This is a genomic window from Mycobacterium sp. (genome assembly GCF_004298145.1).
Classification (GTDB): domain Bacteria; phylum Actinomycetota; class Actinomycetes; order Mycobacteriales; family Mycobacteriaceae; genus Mycobacterium.
Map to the genome: position 1 here is coordinate 160387 of NZ_SCRH01000047.1, position 13711 is coordinate 174097.

The following is a 13711-nucleotide window of genomic DNA, read 5'->3' on the forward strand; positions in this document are numbered from 1 at the left end:
CGATCTCAGAAAAATACTGGAGCGCAATTATGGCCCAGGATCGGGGGACTGCCCGCCAAACGCGCAAACCAGCGGGCCGTTTTCAGCCGTCGAGCAGGTTCTGCGCGATGAGCGCGCGATGCGTTGACGGTGATCCGTACGTCGCCTCGAGGGCCTTGGCCCGGCGCAGAAACAGATGTAGATCGCATTCCCACGTCACACCGATGCCGCCGTGCAACTGGATCGCGTCGCTGACCACCGTGACGGCGTTGCCGGTGGCCACCGCCTGGGCCAACCACACCGACCGCGCGGTGCGGTCGCTTTCGGCGAGCGCCCAGGCCGCGCCGTAGACCGCCGATCTCGCGTTCTCGACGGCCACAAGCATGTCGGCAAGGCGATGCTTGACGGCCTGGAAGGTTCCGACGGGAAGGCCGAACTGGTGCCGTTCGGTGGTGTAACGCGCGGTCTGCTGCAGTGCGGTATCGGCAGCGCCCGCCGCCTCGGCGGCAGCCAGGGTCATCAGCAGTTCGCCGGGGCGCTCGGTGGTCTCGGTGCCGGACAGCAGCTCGGCGTCGGCGTCACCGAATTCCGCGCTCGCGGCGGGCCGGGTGCGATCGACGGTGGGCAGAGCGGTGACTTGGGCGGCCTCGGTGATGAACCATCTTGTCCGCCCGTCGACGATGGCGGGGACCAGCAACACGTTGGCGGCACCGGCGTCGGGGATGAGCGGAAGATGACCGTTGAGTCGCCACTGCATCCCGTCCCGGCGCGCCTCGATCGCATCGAGGTTGGCCGGGGTCGGCAGGACGATGCCGGCGATCGACTCGCCGCGAGCCAGTGGGATCAGCAGCCGTTTCCGCTGATCGTCAGAGCCCAGCAGCGCAACGATTTCGGCGGCGGCGGAGTGTTCGCTGAACGGGACTGCCCCTACCGTACGGCCCAACTCCTCGGCGATGATCACCTGTTCGACGGGGCCTGCGCCGCCGCCTTCGTAGCGCTCCGAGACTCCCACGCCTACCACACCGGCGTCACACAGCGCGCTCCAGAGCCGGGCGTCGAACACCGACTGGCCCTCGTAACACCCGCGAGGTTCGGCCTCCCGCCGACACGCCTCGGAAATCAAGCTGCGCAGCGCTTCATGCTCTTCGGTGAACTCAAACTTCATGCATCGGCCCAAGGGTCTCGGGGCTGCCCGAGGATGCGCTCGGCCAGCACATTGCGCTGAATTTCCGAGGTACCGCCGCCGATGGTGGATGCGCGTGTGCGCAGCCAGCCCAGGGCCCACTTGCCGCGGTTGGGCGCATTGGCAGCACCGCGGTCGAGGATGGCGAACTCTCCGCCCAGATCAAGGGCCAACTCATGCTGACGCTGTTCGACGTGCTGGCCGAACAGCTTGGACATGGCGCCCTCCGGGCCCGGCTCCTTGCCGGCCAATACCTTGGCCAAATTTCGCATTCCATTGAGCCGCACCAGCTCCACGTCGATCCATGCCTGAGCGATTCGGTCGCGTATGTGCGGGTCATCAGCGGCACGAACGCCATGCGGATCCGGGGTTTTCGCCATCGCGATGGCCTTGCGCAGCGTCGCCGTCAACGCCATCTGCTGACCCATGAACAAGATCGCCCGCTCGTTGGCCAAGGTGGTGCGGGTGACGTTCCAGCCGTCGTTGAGCTCTCCGACCACGTTGCTCAGTGGCACCCGTACTTCGTCGAGAAACACCTCGTTGAACCCCGCGTCACCGGAGATCTGGTGGATGGGCCGGACGTCGACGCCGGTGGCGGACATCGGGACCAAGACAAAACTGATACCACGACGTTTGGGCGCGTCAGGGTCGGTGCGCACCAGCGCGAACATCCAGTCGGCGTGCTGGGCGCCTGATGTCCAGATTTTCTGTCCGGTGATCACCAGGCTGTCACCGTCGATGACACCTCGGGTCCGCAGCGACGCGAGGTCGGAGCCGGCCCCGGGCTCCGAAAAGCCTTGACACCATATGTGCTGGCCATCGAGCATCGGCGGCAGGAAGCGTTGTTGCTGCTCGGTTGTGCCGTGCGCGATGAGGGTGGGCCCGCACAGGTTCAGACCGATCCGACCGGCCAACGGGGGAACCCGGCGCTCGGCCGAAACGAGGTAGAAGATCAGTTGCTGTCGGGCGGTGGCTGCTCGGCCACCGAATTCGGGTGGCCAGGTGATGGCCGCCCAGCCACCGGCCGCCATCTCCGACTGCCATTCGCGGGTTAACGCATGCTTGACGTCGTCGCCGGTGGCAGTCGCGAGTCTCTTGTTCATCGGTGGGAGGTGTGCGTTCAGCCACGACGTCCACGCCTCGGCAAATACGGCATCCTCTTCGGACAGATCGATGTCCAGCTCGCCGAGCCCGGGGGGCGGCGCCGTCTTGGGGTCCTGCTGCACAGCGAATAGTATAACCTGGTTGACGATTTACTACGCGAGATGGTCGGAGTGACGGATGTTCGATGAGCGTTGGCCTCAGCAGGCCGAGGAACTTGCGGATGCGCTCGCCGCCGTTCTCACCAAATACTGCTCACCGGAGGCCCTGCGCGGCATGGAGGTTGGTGAGTCCGAGGCGGCGACCTTTGTTGAGCAGCTTGATCAGGCGGTCCGCGATTTCGGCCTGTGGGAGCTACCCCCCGATCCGTATCTGTTGACCCGCGCGGCGGTCACGCTCGGTGCGCACCTTGCGCCGGTGCCGTTCGTCTCGGCGATGCCGGCCCGCATTCTGCTCGGCAAGCCTGACGTGGCCAACGGCGTCGACCGGTCGGTGGTGCCGGCGGGACTTTCGCGAGTAGCGGTTCCCCTGCAGTCGGGTCTTGGCATCTCAGGACTGGCCGGTGCGGCGCGTCGCAGCGCCGCGGGAGAGTCCGTGGTATTCGTCGAAAACGTCAGTCCGCAGGCGTGTGATGGTGATGTGGACGCGATGCGTGCTTGGGGTTTTCTGCTGGAGTCGGCCCAACTGGTCGGCGCCGCCCAAGCGCTGATCCGTTATGGGGTCAACTACGTCGCCGAGCGCCGCCAGTTCGGGGTTCCCGTCGGCAGCTTCCAGGGTGTTTCCCATCCGTTGGCGGACGTTGCGACCGCCGTGCAGGCCGCCGACTTGCTGATGCGTCATGCGACGTATCTCGCCGCGGCAGACGGGGCCTTGCCGCTTTTCGCCGCGGTCATGGCGGCGGCCAAGACACGTGCGGCGTCGCGTCAGGCCGCGGCCACCGTGCATCAGGCGCTGGGCGGCTACGGCTTCACTGTCGAGGCCGACTGCCAGCTGTACTCCAGGCGCATTCGCGCGTGGAGCGCCGCGATGCCGGACCCCGCTCCGTGGCTGGCGCAACTGGCCCGAACGTTGGCCGATCCCGCGACGCGGGACCAAGCCACTGACTTATGGCAGTTCGACCGTGGTTTCACCTTGCCCCGGTGGTCACGCGAAAGTGGTTGAGCCGCAATCGGTCTAGGATCGTTTCTTTGCCGTACGGATCTTACTAGGTGGTGTCCGCACTGCCGGCAGGATCAGCGTGTCGATGACTTGACGAACGAAATCGGCGTCGGCCGTCTGTCCGCCGATGACACGCAGCAGGCCCATCGCCGATATGACGTCAGCGAGCAACGACCAGTCGTGGGTGGCGGACATCTCGCCACGGTCCGCGGCTCGCGCCAGGACTGTCGACATCATCCGTCTCCCCCTGAAGAGCATCAAATCGTCGAGTGCCGTGGCCAGTTCAGGGTCGTGCGCGGCCTCCAGGGCTACCCGCAACACCACGTCATTGGAGATCAAACCGTTGTCGTTGCGCTGCACGCGGTCAACCAGTGCATCGAGGTCTCCGACCAGGCTGCCGGTGTTGGGAGCGTCATCGCCGACCAACTCGGGTCGCCAGTAGACCAGAGCGTCCGTCATCAAGGCGGCTTTTGAAGACCACCGTCGGTAGATTGCGGCCTTGCCGACTCCCGCGCGGGCAACGATGTCGTTCAAGCTGGTGGCGTGGTAGCCGTGCTTTGCCAGGGCTTCCAACTTGCGAAATCGGCACCGGTCGGGGCATACAAATCTTTTTTGAACGCTCGGAACAAGTTGTGCCCCTAACCTTTCCCGCGCTGTGCGGACATAGCCATACCTAGAATGTTTATTGCGAAACCCACCCAGTTAGCGGAACTCGAGCTCCGCATCGATGGAACTGTTCAGCATCGGAAGAGATGGTCAGACGATGGAGGCCCGCCGGTGCGTGCGAGGATCCGGACGTGAGCACGAGGGGTTCGGGCGCGGGCCCTGGTCGCCCCCGCGACCCGGACATGGACGCCCGCGTGCTGGATGCGGCATTGCGTGTCTACGCCGCGCACGGCAAGGCGGGCTTCACCGTTGACCTGGTGGCCAAGACGGCCGGCTGCAGCCGACCGGCGGTGTACGCGCGCTGGCCGACCCGACAGGATCTGCTTCTCGCGGCGGTGAGATCGTTCGACGCGGGCCTCGAGGTCGCCGACGAGGGCAGTGTGCGGGATCAGCTTGTGTCCGTGGCGCAACAGATGCTCGAAGGCTTCTCCAGCACGCACGGAATCGCGACGTTTCGCATCGTCTTCGACAGCAGCGACGACGAGGCGCTGCGCGCCGAATGGGAACAGATCAATACCGTGCGGCTCAAGAGCGCACGAGAAGTCCTCGAGCGCGGTGTCGCACGGGGCGAGTGGCACCCGGACGTGGCCTCAACGGAATTTCTCCGCAGCCTCACCGGGGCGACGATGTTGCAGGGGTTCTATACGAACCTGGGCTTCCCCGAACAGTCGGCTTCCGCCCGGCGCGAGGCCGAAAGGATGGTCGATTTCCTGCTGCGCGGACGCACACTCGGTTCTGACTGAGGCCCTGTTACGGCGGAGGCTCGCGTGGTACGGTCACCAATTAGCTGCATTGTGTGCATTTAATTGGCCTGGAGGTCGCTGAGATGGCGGAGAACTTCCCGCGCCGAGCCGATTTCGCGCATCAGCCGTTGGTCGGCTTTTTCCGACCGGAGGCCGACCAGAGCGTGGTCACCCGGACCTACTTCGGGCTGGTCCTGGAAGGCACCTGGTTCTACGGCATCCTGCGCACCGCGGACGGGCGGTCGTACGCGATGCTACGCAAGGCGGTCGGGTACACCACGCGCGATATCGCCATCATGGCGTCCGACGACGTCGGGCTGCGGGCCGACCCCCGCAGTTCGCAGGCTTCCGTCGGCGGCAAGGTCCGCCGCGACTTTATCGACGGCTACGACCTGACGGCCGGCGGTTCGGCGCGCGCCGCGAACTTCGAAGTCCAGTTGGGGGACCGAGATTTCGCGTGGCGGGAACAGGGCACCGAAGGCCAACTTCTCGACATCCGCGGTAGCCTCGCGGCGCCCGGATTTCACGTCTACGTTCCCTGGCGCAACGGGCCGGGGGAGGCTGGGGTCCCGGGTGAGCCCGGCGCCCTGTATTACACGTCGACACCGTATTTCGCCGAGGGCACGATATTCGGCGAACCGGTCACGGGATTCTTCGCCGTCGACCAGAGCTATCTCCCGCACGGCGTCGACTGGAACAACAGCGCGATCTGGATGCGCCTGCAGGGCGGCTGGAACGTCTTCGCCAATGAGTACGGCGACGGTTCGGTCGAGTGGGGGCACATGAGCATCGGTGCCGACCGTTTCCGCTTCGCGGCGGTGGCGTCCTCGGATGCGGTGCTCGTCGACTCCCGCAACGTCGGCGCCAAGATCGATTGGCGCGACGACGAATTCGTCGACCGGATCACCTTTGACTTGGGAGATGGGCGACCGTGGGAGTTCGTGACCGACTCCAACGGTCAGATGGTCGAGTTCTCGGCTGCCCGGCCGGGTTGGTCGGGTCACGCCGGCGTGCTCCGGCGCGTCGGTGAAACTCGTGAACTCAAGCGCCACTGGGCATGGCAGGAAGTCTTTCCCGACCGCGTGTAAGTAGTTCCGCCACTTGCGATTTTGAGGAGCACTCGATGCGAGTCCTGGTGACCGGAGCCAGCGGTGTCTTCGGCCGGGTGATCTGCCGCGACCTCGTTCGGCGAGGTGCGTCGGTCGTGGCTCTCGCGCGGCGCACGGTCGACATCACCGGGGTGGCCTCTATCAGCGGCGATATTCGCGATGCCGAAGCTGTCGAGCGGGCCATGCGGGGTTGCGACCGGGTGGTGCATTTGGCCTTTCTGCTGGCTCCGTTGCGGTCGTCGACCGGCGTGGAAGACATCAACATCGGTGGGACGCGGAACGTGTTGCGCGCCATGGAATCCACCGGAGCCGAAAAGCTGGTCTTCACCTCCTCGACCCTCGCGTACGGGCCGTGGCCGGACAACCCGGACGTCATCGCGGAAGACCATCCGCTGCGGCCGCATCCGGACGTGCTCTACGCGAAGCACAAGGCGATCTGCGAGGAGCTGATTCACGAGTCGGGTGTGCCGTCGGTCATCACCCGCACCTGTGTGGTGGCTGGGCGCGATATGGACAATTACGAGTTCCGCTTCCTGGCACACCCCATGCTGGTGGCTCCCACCGGAGAGATGCGCCCGTGGCAGTTCCTGCACACCGACGACGTGGGCCGATTCCACGCCGAAGCGGCCCTCGGTGATCGCACGGGCACAGTCAACGTCGGACCCCTCGACACGGGTCTGACGATTGACGAGATCGCCGAGATTCTCCAAAAGCGGCTTGTCAAACTGCCTTTCAAAATCCTCCGCTCCGGAGCGGCCGCCGCATGGCGTGCCGATCTGCTCGAGCTCAGCCCAGCCGACCTGGACGGTTTCCGTTACATGCCCACCCTGGACACCACACGTTTGGTCAGCGAATGGGAATACACCCCGGTGCACGATTCGCGCTCGGCGTTGACCGATGCGCGTGCCGGAGTGAGGGCGGTGACGTATTTGGGCACAGCCCGGGTGCCCACACCTTGGCGAACCCCCACACCGGATCACCGTTGGGTGCGCGACCACCGTCCCCCGGAAGCGCATTGCGTCGATCCCGCCCCCGCCGGGCTGCGCGGCGAGTTCGACGATTACATCGACGCCCGCTATCCCACACTGACCACCGCCAACGTGGGCGAAGCATTCCCCGGAACGCTGACCCCGATGTCGCTGCTGATCGGCAGGGATGCGCTGCGCCTCGCCGGAGCCATCCAGGTCGAGGTGTTGGGCATGCGCGACGATGAGGTCGTGCGCGCGCAGCGCACACTGAGCATCGCCTCCGTCGGCCATCGCCTGTACACAAATCTCTCTGTCGTCCACGCGATGGCGCGCGCGATGCCGGGCACCAATCCGCGCGAGGTCGACGAACACGTGCTGGGCGTCGCGCACACCGCGGACAGCACCGACGAGCGTGCACCGGTCCTCGAGTCGCTCCGCTCGGTGCTGGGCATGCCCCCGGCCGTCCTGCGGATGGCCGGCGTGGGCCGCCGAGTGGCCGAAATCGGCCGGCGCATCGAGGCTTTAGCACCATCGCCGGAACAACTCGGCCGACTAAACGACAACGCCCTGGTGACACTGATCGACTCGATGCGCGAACTCACCATCGATGCCTGGGCGTATAGCACCACAACAAACTTGGTCGCGTCGGCGGCTCAGGCTCTGGTGCGCAAGGTGGCTCCCGACCTCGATCTGTCGGCGATGCGTGGCGGCACGACCGGACTCGCCAGTGCTTCCCTCCTGGGCGGGGTTCGCCGGCTGGCAGACATGTCGCGGGCACGGCCGCAACTCGAACGAGCAGTCCGATCCGAACCGGCAGAGGACCTCGTCAAGCGCCTCGACGATGTCGACCCGATGTTCGCCAAAGCCTTCTGGCAATTGATCGCGGCCGCCGGCCATCGGGGGCCGGGGGAGACCGAGCTGGCCAACCCGATGTACGGCGACGATCCCGCCAAGCTTGTCGATGTCGTGCGGATGGCGATGGACGTGCGGATCCACGCATTCCCCGATCCGGCAGGGCTTTCGGGGATTCCCCGGCGGGTCATCGCCGCGCTGAACGCCGCCGTGCGGCGACGCGAGCGCTCCAAGGACGTCGCCATGCGCGCTACTCACTCGCTCCGAGTAGGGCTCCGCGAGGTCGGTCGCCGTCAGGTTGAGGCCGGAGTGTTCGATGACGTCGGCGACATTTTCTATCTGGTGCCCGACGAGATCGCCGTGCCTGCGGCCAACGCCGAGCGCATACCCGCCCGTCGCGCTGAGCGCGTCAGGCTGGCGGGGCTGAATCTGCCCACTATCTTCACCCTGCATTGGGAACCGGTCCAGAACCGGAACGGCGAAACTAATGTTCAGCTGCTGCAGGGTATCGGCGCTTCACCGGGGGTTGTGCGCGGCCGGGTGCGGGTGGCGCATTCACCGGATGACATCGATGACATCGCACCCGACAGCATCCTCGTCGTGCGGGTCACCGATGTCGGCTGGACGCCGCTCTTCGGCTGCGTGGCAGCGGTCGTCACTGATGTGGGTGGTCTGCACTCGCACGCGGCGATCGTCGCGCGCGAGTTCGGCATACCCTGCGTCGTGGGAACGAGCTCCGCCAGCCTAGACCTCAGGAACGGTTGCCTCGTCGAGGTTGACGGCGCGCGCGGTACTGTGACGCCGGTGCGTCCCTGATGACGGAATATTCCGCCCTGGCTCGCTGAAGGGCCAAGTCGACGAGTTGCTCGGCGTAATCGTCACTCGGAGTGCTGACCGACACACCGTCGCGTCGTGCCATTGCTTCGTAAAGCACTGCACCGGAGAGCAATCCGGTGACCATGGTCGGCGACAGACCGGCTTCGATCTGGCCCCCATCGATACCTTGCTGGACGAGTTGGGTGACAGCCCACCTCTCGATCTCGGACTTGTGTGAAACCAGCAGGTGACGGGTGCTTCCCGGCGGACCGCCATGCTCAGAAGTATTCCGAGCCGCCGTCGACGTTGAGTAGCACACCGTTGACATAACTAGCCCGCTCCGACAGCAGGAAGGCGATGGCATCGGCGATGTCCTCGGGCACGCCGAAGCGGCTGCCCCAGGTCGCTCCGCCATAGACCTGGTTACGCTCGCGGAAATCCTCGTCCTCGGTGTGGCCGGATTTCGCCATGCGTTGCGTGCGCTCCTCGACCAACTGCTCGTTCAAGATCATGCCGGGCAGCACAGCATTGGCCCGGATGCCTTGGGCGCCGTATTCTTTGGCGAGGTTCTTGGTGAAATGGGCCAGCGCCGCCTTCTGCGCCGAGTAGTGCGCGATGCGGGGAATGAAGTGGCGCACCGACATCGCCGACGTCGTCACGATCGCGCCGCCACCGTTGTTCAACATGGCCGGGATCGCGGTGCGGGCGATCCGCACCGACGTCATCAGCACGGACTGAAAAGCCCTCTCCCACAAATCGTCCGGCTCTACGGGTGATGTCCGTACCTCGCACAAGCCGACGGTGTTGACGACCCTGTCCAAATGCCCGTAGTGCTCGGTGGTCTCTTTGACCACTTTCTCGGCGTCGCCGGCGCGGGTGAGGTCGGCGACCACGGTCAATGTGGAGGCTGCGCCGGCGTTGGCGACTTCTTGCGCGACCGATTGCAGGCTCGGCTTGGCGACATACCGATACTCGGAATCACCCTCTTCGCGCCCGCGCGAACACAGGACGACGTGGGCGCCTTCCGTCCCGAGCCGCAGCGCGGTCGCTCGGCCCATGCCCTGTGTCGCGCCGAGAACGACCGCGACCTTGTCCTTGAGTCCGAGATCCATGAGCTGTCTCCGTTCAGCCTCGCGGCAGGCCCAGCCCGCGTTGGGCGATGATGTTGCGCTGAATTTCACTGGTGCCGCCAATGATTGACAGCACTGTGGACGCGCGCAGGAAGTGCTCGGCGTCCTCGGCCAGGGGGTCCCCGCTGTCGCGGGTGTACGCATCGGGGCCCAGAGCGTCGACGAGCCACTGCGCGACACGCTGGGCGACCGCCGGCCCGTGCAGCTTGCTCATCGAGGCTTCGCCGCTGGCGGGCTCGCCGCGCTCGCCCAGCGCGACGACCTGCTGACCGAGCAGCCGCTCGGCCTGCAGTTCCATGATGAATTCGCCGATCTGGCGGTACGCGTCCTCGTCGAGTTGGGTGCCGCGGGTGCCGATCCGGTCGAGATAGCGTGCCAGCAACAGACGCGCCTCGCGGCCGCCGAAGCTCATCGAGCGCTCCATGTCCAGCGCCCGCGACATCATCGTCCACGCCTGGCCCGGCTGCCCGATCAGCGACCGCGCCGGCACTGTCACGTTGTCGAAGAAGCAGGCGTTGACCCGCCATCCGCCCATCACCCGAATCGGTTGGATGGTCACTCCGGGGGCGCGCGCATCGATCATCAACAGCGACAGCCCTTTATGGCGACTACTGTCGGGTTCGGTCCGCACCAGGGTGAAGATCCAGTCGGCTATATGCGCGCCGGAGGTCCACATCTTCTGGCCGGTGACGATGAAGTCACCGTCGGACGTCCGGGTGGCCTTGGTCCGCAGGGCCAGCATGTCGCTACCGGCCTCGGGTTCGCTGTATCCGCCGGCGTAGCTCCACGAGGCGTCGATGATGTGCGGGATATGCTCGGCCGCAAGGTCTTCGGGGCCGAATGTGGCCAACATCCAACCGACGGCCTCGGCCTGTTCCAGGCCGTAGGTGGGTAGTCCGGCCGAATCGAGTTCCTCGTGCGCGACGAACCGATCCGTCTGCGATGCGGGCCGACCCATCGGCTCGGGCCACCCCAGGCCGATGACGTTCTGGCGAACCAGCCACGGGTGAAAGTGGCTCGGCGCCTGGCGGTCGCTTTCCAGTTGGGCCATCTCGGCCCGCATCGCCGCCATGTCGGCGGCGCTGAACTCGTCGATGTGGCCGCGCAGCTCGTCGCGTAGCCGCGCCTCGTCTTCGTCAAGTCGGAAACGCATGTCCCTCCGTCGTTCTCAGGCGAGCAGGCTGTAGCCGCCGTCAACGGGAATGGTCAGCCCCGTGACGAACTGGAAGTCGCTGGACAACAGAGCGACGATGACCGAGGCCAGCTCGTCGGGATGACCGAGCCGGCGCAGCGGAGTCTTCTGCGCGACTGCGTCTTGCATGTCCTTGACGCCGGCGATGATGTCCTCGCCGCCGTGGCCGGGGTTGTTCACCAGCGAGGGGGAGATGCCGTTAACCCGCACGCCGCGCGGGCCGAGTTCGGCACCGAAGTAGCGGACGAGGTTTTCCATCGCCGCCTTGGCGGGTCCGATCGCTCCGTAGTAGCGCGCGTAGTGGTTGGCGCCCAGGCTGCTGACCGCCACTACCGAGCCGCCGACCTTCTCCAGTTCCGGCACGGCGGTGCGCACCGCTTCCCACAGGCCCCACACCTGCACGTCGAAGACGCGGTCGTACTCGTCGCGGGTCACCTTCATCGTGCGTCCGGCGGTGATCGGCACCGCGGTGGTCACCAATCCGCCGAGCCCGCCCAGCTGTTCGATCGAGGAAGCGACCAGGCCGGCCGCGTCGGTACCGAGATCGCCGCGCACCAGCACCGGCTCGGGACCGCCGGTGGCCGCGGCCAATTCCTGCGTTTCCTTGGCGGCGGTCTCGTTTTCCAGGTAGCCGATGGCGCAGCGGCTGCCCGCCGCGGTCAGTTCCACCACGGTGGAACGCCCGATTCCTCGGCTGCCGCCGATAACGAGGACCTTGTCGGGCAGGGTCCGGGTGTAGGTCTGCGCCGTCATTGCGCCGTCCCCTTTCCGTAGTGCTCGTCACGTTTCCGGAACGCGTCGCTGGTGCCGCCCTTAGAGCGTTCCTTGACGAAGTTGAACTCGTCGGGTTCGAACCGCAGGTTCGTGCCGTAGCTGTGGAAGAGGTAGGAGGTGGTTTCCTCCAGGCCCAACGCCGAGCTGGCCTCGACGAGGCGGTAAGCCTCCTTGGCGATGGTGATGCCGTCCGCGGGCATCTTCGCGACTTGTGCAGCCAACGCTTCTGTTTCGGCCGCGACGTCTGCTTCGTCACAGAAACGCGTGAACAGCTTGGCGGATTCGAATTCCGCGCCGGTGGCCATGCGTCCCGTCAGCATGAGGTCGCGCGCGATGACGGGTCCCAGCCGGTGCATGAACAGGGCGACGTTGCCCAGCACAGGCCCGAGGAAGCGCGCGGCCGGCATGCCGATCTTGGCCTGGCGGGAGACGACGGCCAGGTCCGCGGCCAGCGCCAGCTCCAGCCCCAACCCGAGCGCGTAGGACTCCACCTGAACGATGGTCGCCTTGGGGAATCCGATGAACTCGTGGAACATCCGCTGGCCCTTGCGGTCTACGGTCAGTCGACGTCGTTGGCTGGGGCGACGATCGTCGCCCGGCGTGTTGTACCAGCCGTAGGCACGGTTGAGGTCGACCCCCGTGGTGAAGACGCCGCCTTCGCCCCGCACCAGCACCACCTTGATGGCGTCGTCCTCGGCTAGGTCGTCCAGGTAGCGGCCCATCAGCTCGCAATCCTCGGGTGCCATCGCATTCTTCTTGGCCGGATTACAGATGGTGATCCGGGCGATGTGGGTGTCGTGGTCCTTGGTCAGGATCACCCGGTCGGCCTGATCGGGTGGGGCCGTGCCGGCTTCGGCTGCGGTCATGTCAGTTCCCTCCTTTGGGATCGGTGAAGAAGTTCTTGGTGACGACGTCGCGGGACAGCACCCGCAACATCACCTCGTCGGCGCCGCCCCCGATGGACAGCAGTCTGGAGTCGCGGAAGAAGCGGGAGGTCCACGTCTCGGCCATGTACCCCATGCCTCCGTGGTACTGCATGCACGTATCGGCCACTCGGCGAATCAGCTTGCCCGCCAGTAACTTCGCGCTGCTGGTGCGGCGAGTGACATCGGCGCCCGCGACGATCAGCTCGGCGCAGGAGTGGGCATAGTGTTTCACCGCGTCCACCTCACAGGCCAGTTCGGCGAGGTTGTACTGCAAGTACTGGTTGTCGATGAGCTCGCCGCCGAACGCAGGACGCTCGGACAGGTAATCCACCGTGCGCTCGATGGCCGTCTCCATTTGTCCAACCGCCTGATAGACGGCGCAGATTCGCTCGGTCTGGAACTGCTCCATCTGCTGCTGGAAGCCACGCCCGACTTCCCCGATGGTGTTGCTGACCGGAACGCGGACGCGGTCGAAGGTCAGCTCCGCGGTGTCCGAGCACCAGTTGCCGAGCTTCTTCAGCGACCGGCTCACGGTCAGTCCCGGTGCGTCGTTCGGAACGATGATCTGACTCATGCCCCGGTACCCACCCTCGTCGGAGGTGCGCACCAGCAGGCAAAGCCAGTCTCCCTGAACACCGTTGGTGATGTAGGTCTTGGCGCCGCTGATGAGCCAGTCCCCACCGTCGCGCACGGCCTTCGTGCGGATACCGGCCACATCGGAGCCGGCGTCCGGTTCGGTCACCGCGATCGAGCAGATCCGCTCACCGGCGATCGCCGGCGCGAGGAATTCGCGCTTGAGTTGATCGCTGCCGTGCGCATGCAGGGACGGCGTGGCCATGTTGGCCTGCACGTTGTACGCCATCGGGATTCCGTTGCCGGGGAGCCGACCGAACTCTTCGCAGGCGATCACGGTGAACCAGTGGTCTGCGCCCTCGCCGCCGTATTCGGGGTCGTATTCAAGACCTAGAAGTCCGAGCTTGGCGAATTCCGGGAATAGCTCGTGGGCGGGGAATTGCCCGCGCTCCTCCCACTCTTCGTAATGCGGCTCGACCGTTTTGGCCAGCATCTCCCTGACGCTGGACCGAAACATGTCGTGTTCCTTGGTGAATTGCAA

12 protein-coding genes are annotated in these 13711 nt (G+C 65.8%); 4 read left to right on the forward strand and 8 right to left on the reverse strand.

Annotation, left to right across the window (positions count from 1 at the left end):
- Positions 1-82 precede the first annotated feature (82 nt).
- Together EPN51_RS20535 and EPN51_RS20540 are read right to left on the reverse strand one after the other, a co-directional pair.
- On the reverse strand, positions 83-1144 hold the full coding sequence (locus EPN51_RS20535; protein ID WP_293046154.1) for an acyl-CoA dehydrogenase family protein: 1062 nt from the start codon (positions 1142-1144) through the stop codon (positions 83-85).
- Positions 1141-2388, reverse strand: coding sequence for an acyl-CoA dehydrogenase family protein (locus EPN51_RS20540; RefSeq protein ID WP_293046157.1), 1248 nt, complete (start codon positions 2386-2388; stop codon positions 1141-1143). Before EPN51_RS20540 ends, EPN51_RS20535 begins: the two co-directional genes overlap by 4 nt.
- Positions 2389-2443: 55 nt before the next feature.
- Here EPN51_RS20540 and EPN51_RS20545 point away from each other — a divergent pair, with 55 nt between their 5' ends.
- A complete protein-coding gene (locus EPN51_RS20545) occupies positions 2444-3424 on the forward strand; it encodes an acyl-CoA dehydrogenase family protein (protein ID WP_293046160.1) in 981 nt (326 codons plus the stop codon).
- 12 nt (positions 3425-3436) lie between these two features.
- On the opposite strand, the gene EPN51_RS20550 is transcribed toward EPN51_RS20545, so the two are convergent.
- The gene (locus EPN51_RS20550; RefSeq protein WP_293046164.1) at positions 3437-3994 is read right to left on the reverse strand and encodes a TetR/AcrR family transcriptional regulator; all 558 of its coding nucleotides are present in this window, start codon (positions 3992-3994) and stop codon (positions 3437-3439) included.
- Between the two features lie 224 nt (positions 3995-4218).
- Here EPN51_RS20550 and EPN51_RS20555 point away from each other — a divergent pair, with 224 nt between their 5' ends.
- From EPN51_RS20555 to EPN51_RS20565, 3 genes are all read left to right on the forward strand, one after another.
- Positions 4219-4830 carry a TetR/AcrR family transcriptional regulator gene (locus EPN51_RS20555; protein ID WP_293046167.1) on the forward strand — a complete coding sequence of 204 codons (612 nt, stop codon included), beginning with the start codon at positions 4219-4221 and terminating at the stop codon, positions 4828-4830.
- A gap of 83 nt (positions 4831-4913) precedes the next feature.
- The gene (locus EPN51_RS20560) at positions 4914-5918 is read left to right on the forward strand and encodes a hypothetical protein (protein ID WP_293046169.1); all 1005 of its coding nucleotides are present in this window, start codon (positions 4914-4916) and stop codon (positions 5916-5918) included.
- A gap of 35 nt (positions 5919-5953) precedes the next feature.
- Positions 5954-8575 carry an NAD-dependent epimerase/dehydratase family protein gene (locus EPN51_RS20565; RefSeq protein WP_293046171.1) on the forward strand — a complete coding sequence of 874 codons (2622 nt, stop codon included), beginning with the start codon at positions 5954-5956 and terminating at the stop codon, positions 8573-8575.
- Positions 8576-8853: 278 nt separating this feature from the next.
- On the opposite strand, the gene EPN51_RS20570 is transcribed toward EPN51_RS20565, so the two are convergent.
- From EPN51_RS20570 to EPN51_RS20590, 5 genes are read right to left on the reverse strand one after another with little or no spacing between them, the layout of a single operon-like run.
- On the reverse strand, positions 8854-9687 hold the full coding sequence (locus tag EPN51_RS20570; RefSeq protein ID WP_293046174.1) for an SDR family oxidoreductase: 834 nt from the start codon (positions 9685-9687) through the stop codon (positions 8854-8856).
- A 13-nt stretch (positions 9688-9700) separates the two neighbouring features.
- Positions 9701-10858: an acyl-CoA dehydrogenase family protein gene (locus EPN51_RS20575; RefSeq protein WP_293046177.1), complete on the reverse strand. Its 1158-nt coding sequence runs from the start codon at positions 10856-10858 to the stop codon at positions 9701-9703.
- Between the two features lie 15 nt (positions 10859-10873).
- Positions 10874-11650, reverse strand: a complete 777-nt coding sequence (locus tag EPN51_RS20580) for an SDR family oxidoreductase (RefSeq protein ID WP_293046180.1) — start codon at positions 11648-11650, stop codon at positions 10874-10876.
- Positions 11647-12537: an enoyl-CoA hydratase/isomerase family protein gene (locus tag EPN51_RS20585; protein WP_293046183.1), complete on the reverse strand. Its 891-nt coding sequence runs from the start codon at positions 12535-12537 to the stop codon at positions 11647-11649. Before EPN51_RS20585 ends, EPN51_RS20580 begins: the two co-directional genes overlap by 4 nt.
- Before the next feature lies 1 nt (position 12538).
- Entirely contained in the window at positions 12539-13711 is a 1173-nt protein-coding gene (locus EPN51_RS20590) for an acyl-CoA dehydrogenase family protein (RefSeq protein ID WP_293046185.1), read from the reverse strand.

What these genes read in the sequence shown, in the direction of transcription:
- EPN51_RS20565 (WP_293046171.1), top strand. Translation starts at nt 5,954, where the DNA reads ATGCGAGTCCTGGTGACCGGAGCCAGCGGTGTCTTCGGCCGGGTGATC.
- EPN51_RS20535 (WP_293046154.1), bottom strand. Translation starts at nt 1,144, where the DNA reads ATGAAGTTTGAGTTCACCGAAGAGCATGAAGCGCTGCGCAGCTTGATT.
- EPN51_RS20545 (WP_293046160.1), top strand. Translation starts at nt 2,444, where the DNA reads ATGTTCGATGAGCGTTGGCCTCAGCAGGCCGAGGAACTTGCGGATGCG.
- EPN51_RS20560 (WP_293046169.1), top strand. Translation starts at nt 4,914, where the DNA reads ATGGCGGAGAACTTCCCGCGCCGAGCCGATTTCGCGCATCAGCCGTTG.
- EPN51_RS20580 (WP_293046180.1), bottom strand. Translation starts at nt 11,650, where the DNA reads ATGACGGCGCAGACCTACACCCGGACCCTGCCCGACAAGGTCCTCGTT.
- EPN51_RS20575 (WP_293046177.1), bottom strand. Translation starts at nt 10,858, where the DNA reads ATGCGTTTCCGACTTGACGAAGACGAGGCGCGGCTACGCGACGAGCTG.
- EPN51_RS20570 (WP_293046174.1), bottom strand. Translation starts at nt 9,687, where the DNA reads ATGGATCTCGGACTCAAGGACAAGGTCGCGGTCGTTCTCGGCGCGACA.
- EPN51_RS20585 (WP_293046183.1), bottom strand. Translation starts at nt 12,537, where the DNA reads ATGACCGCAGCCGAAGCCGGCACGGCCCCACCCGATCAGGCCGACCGG.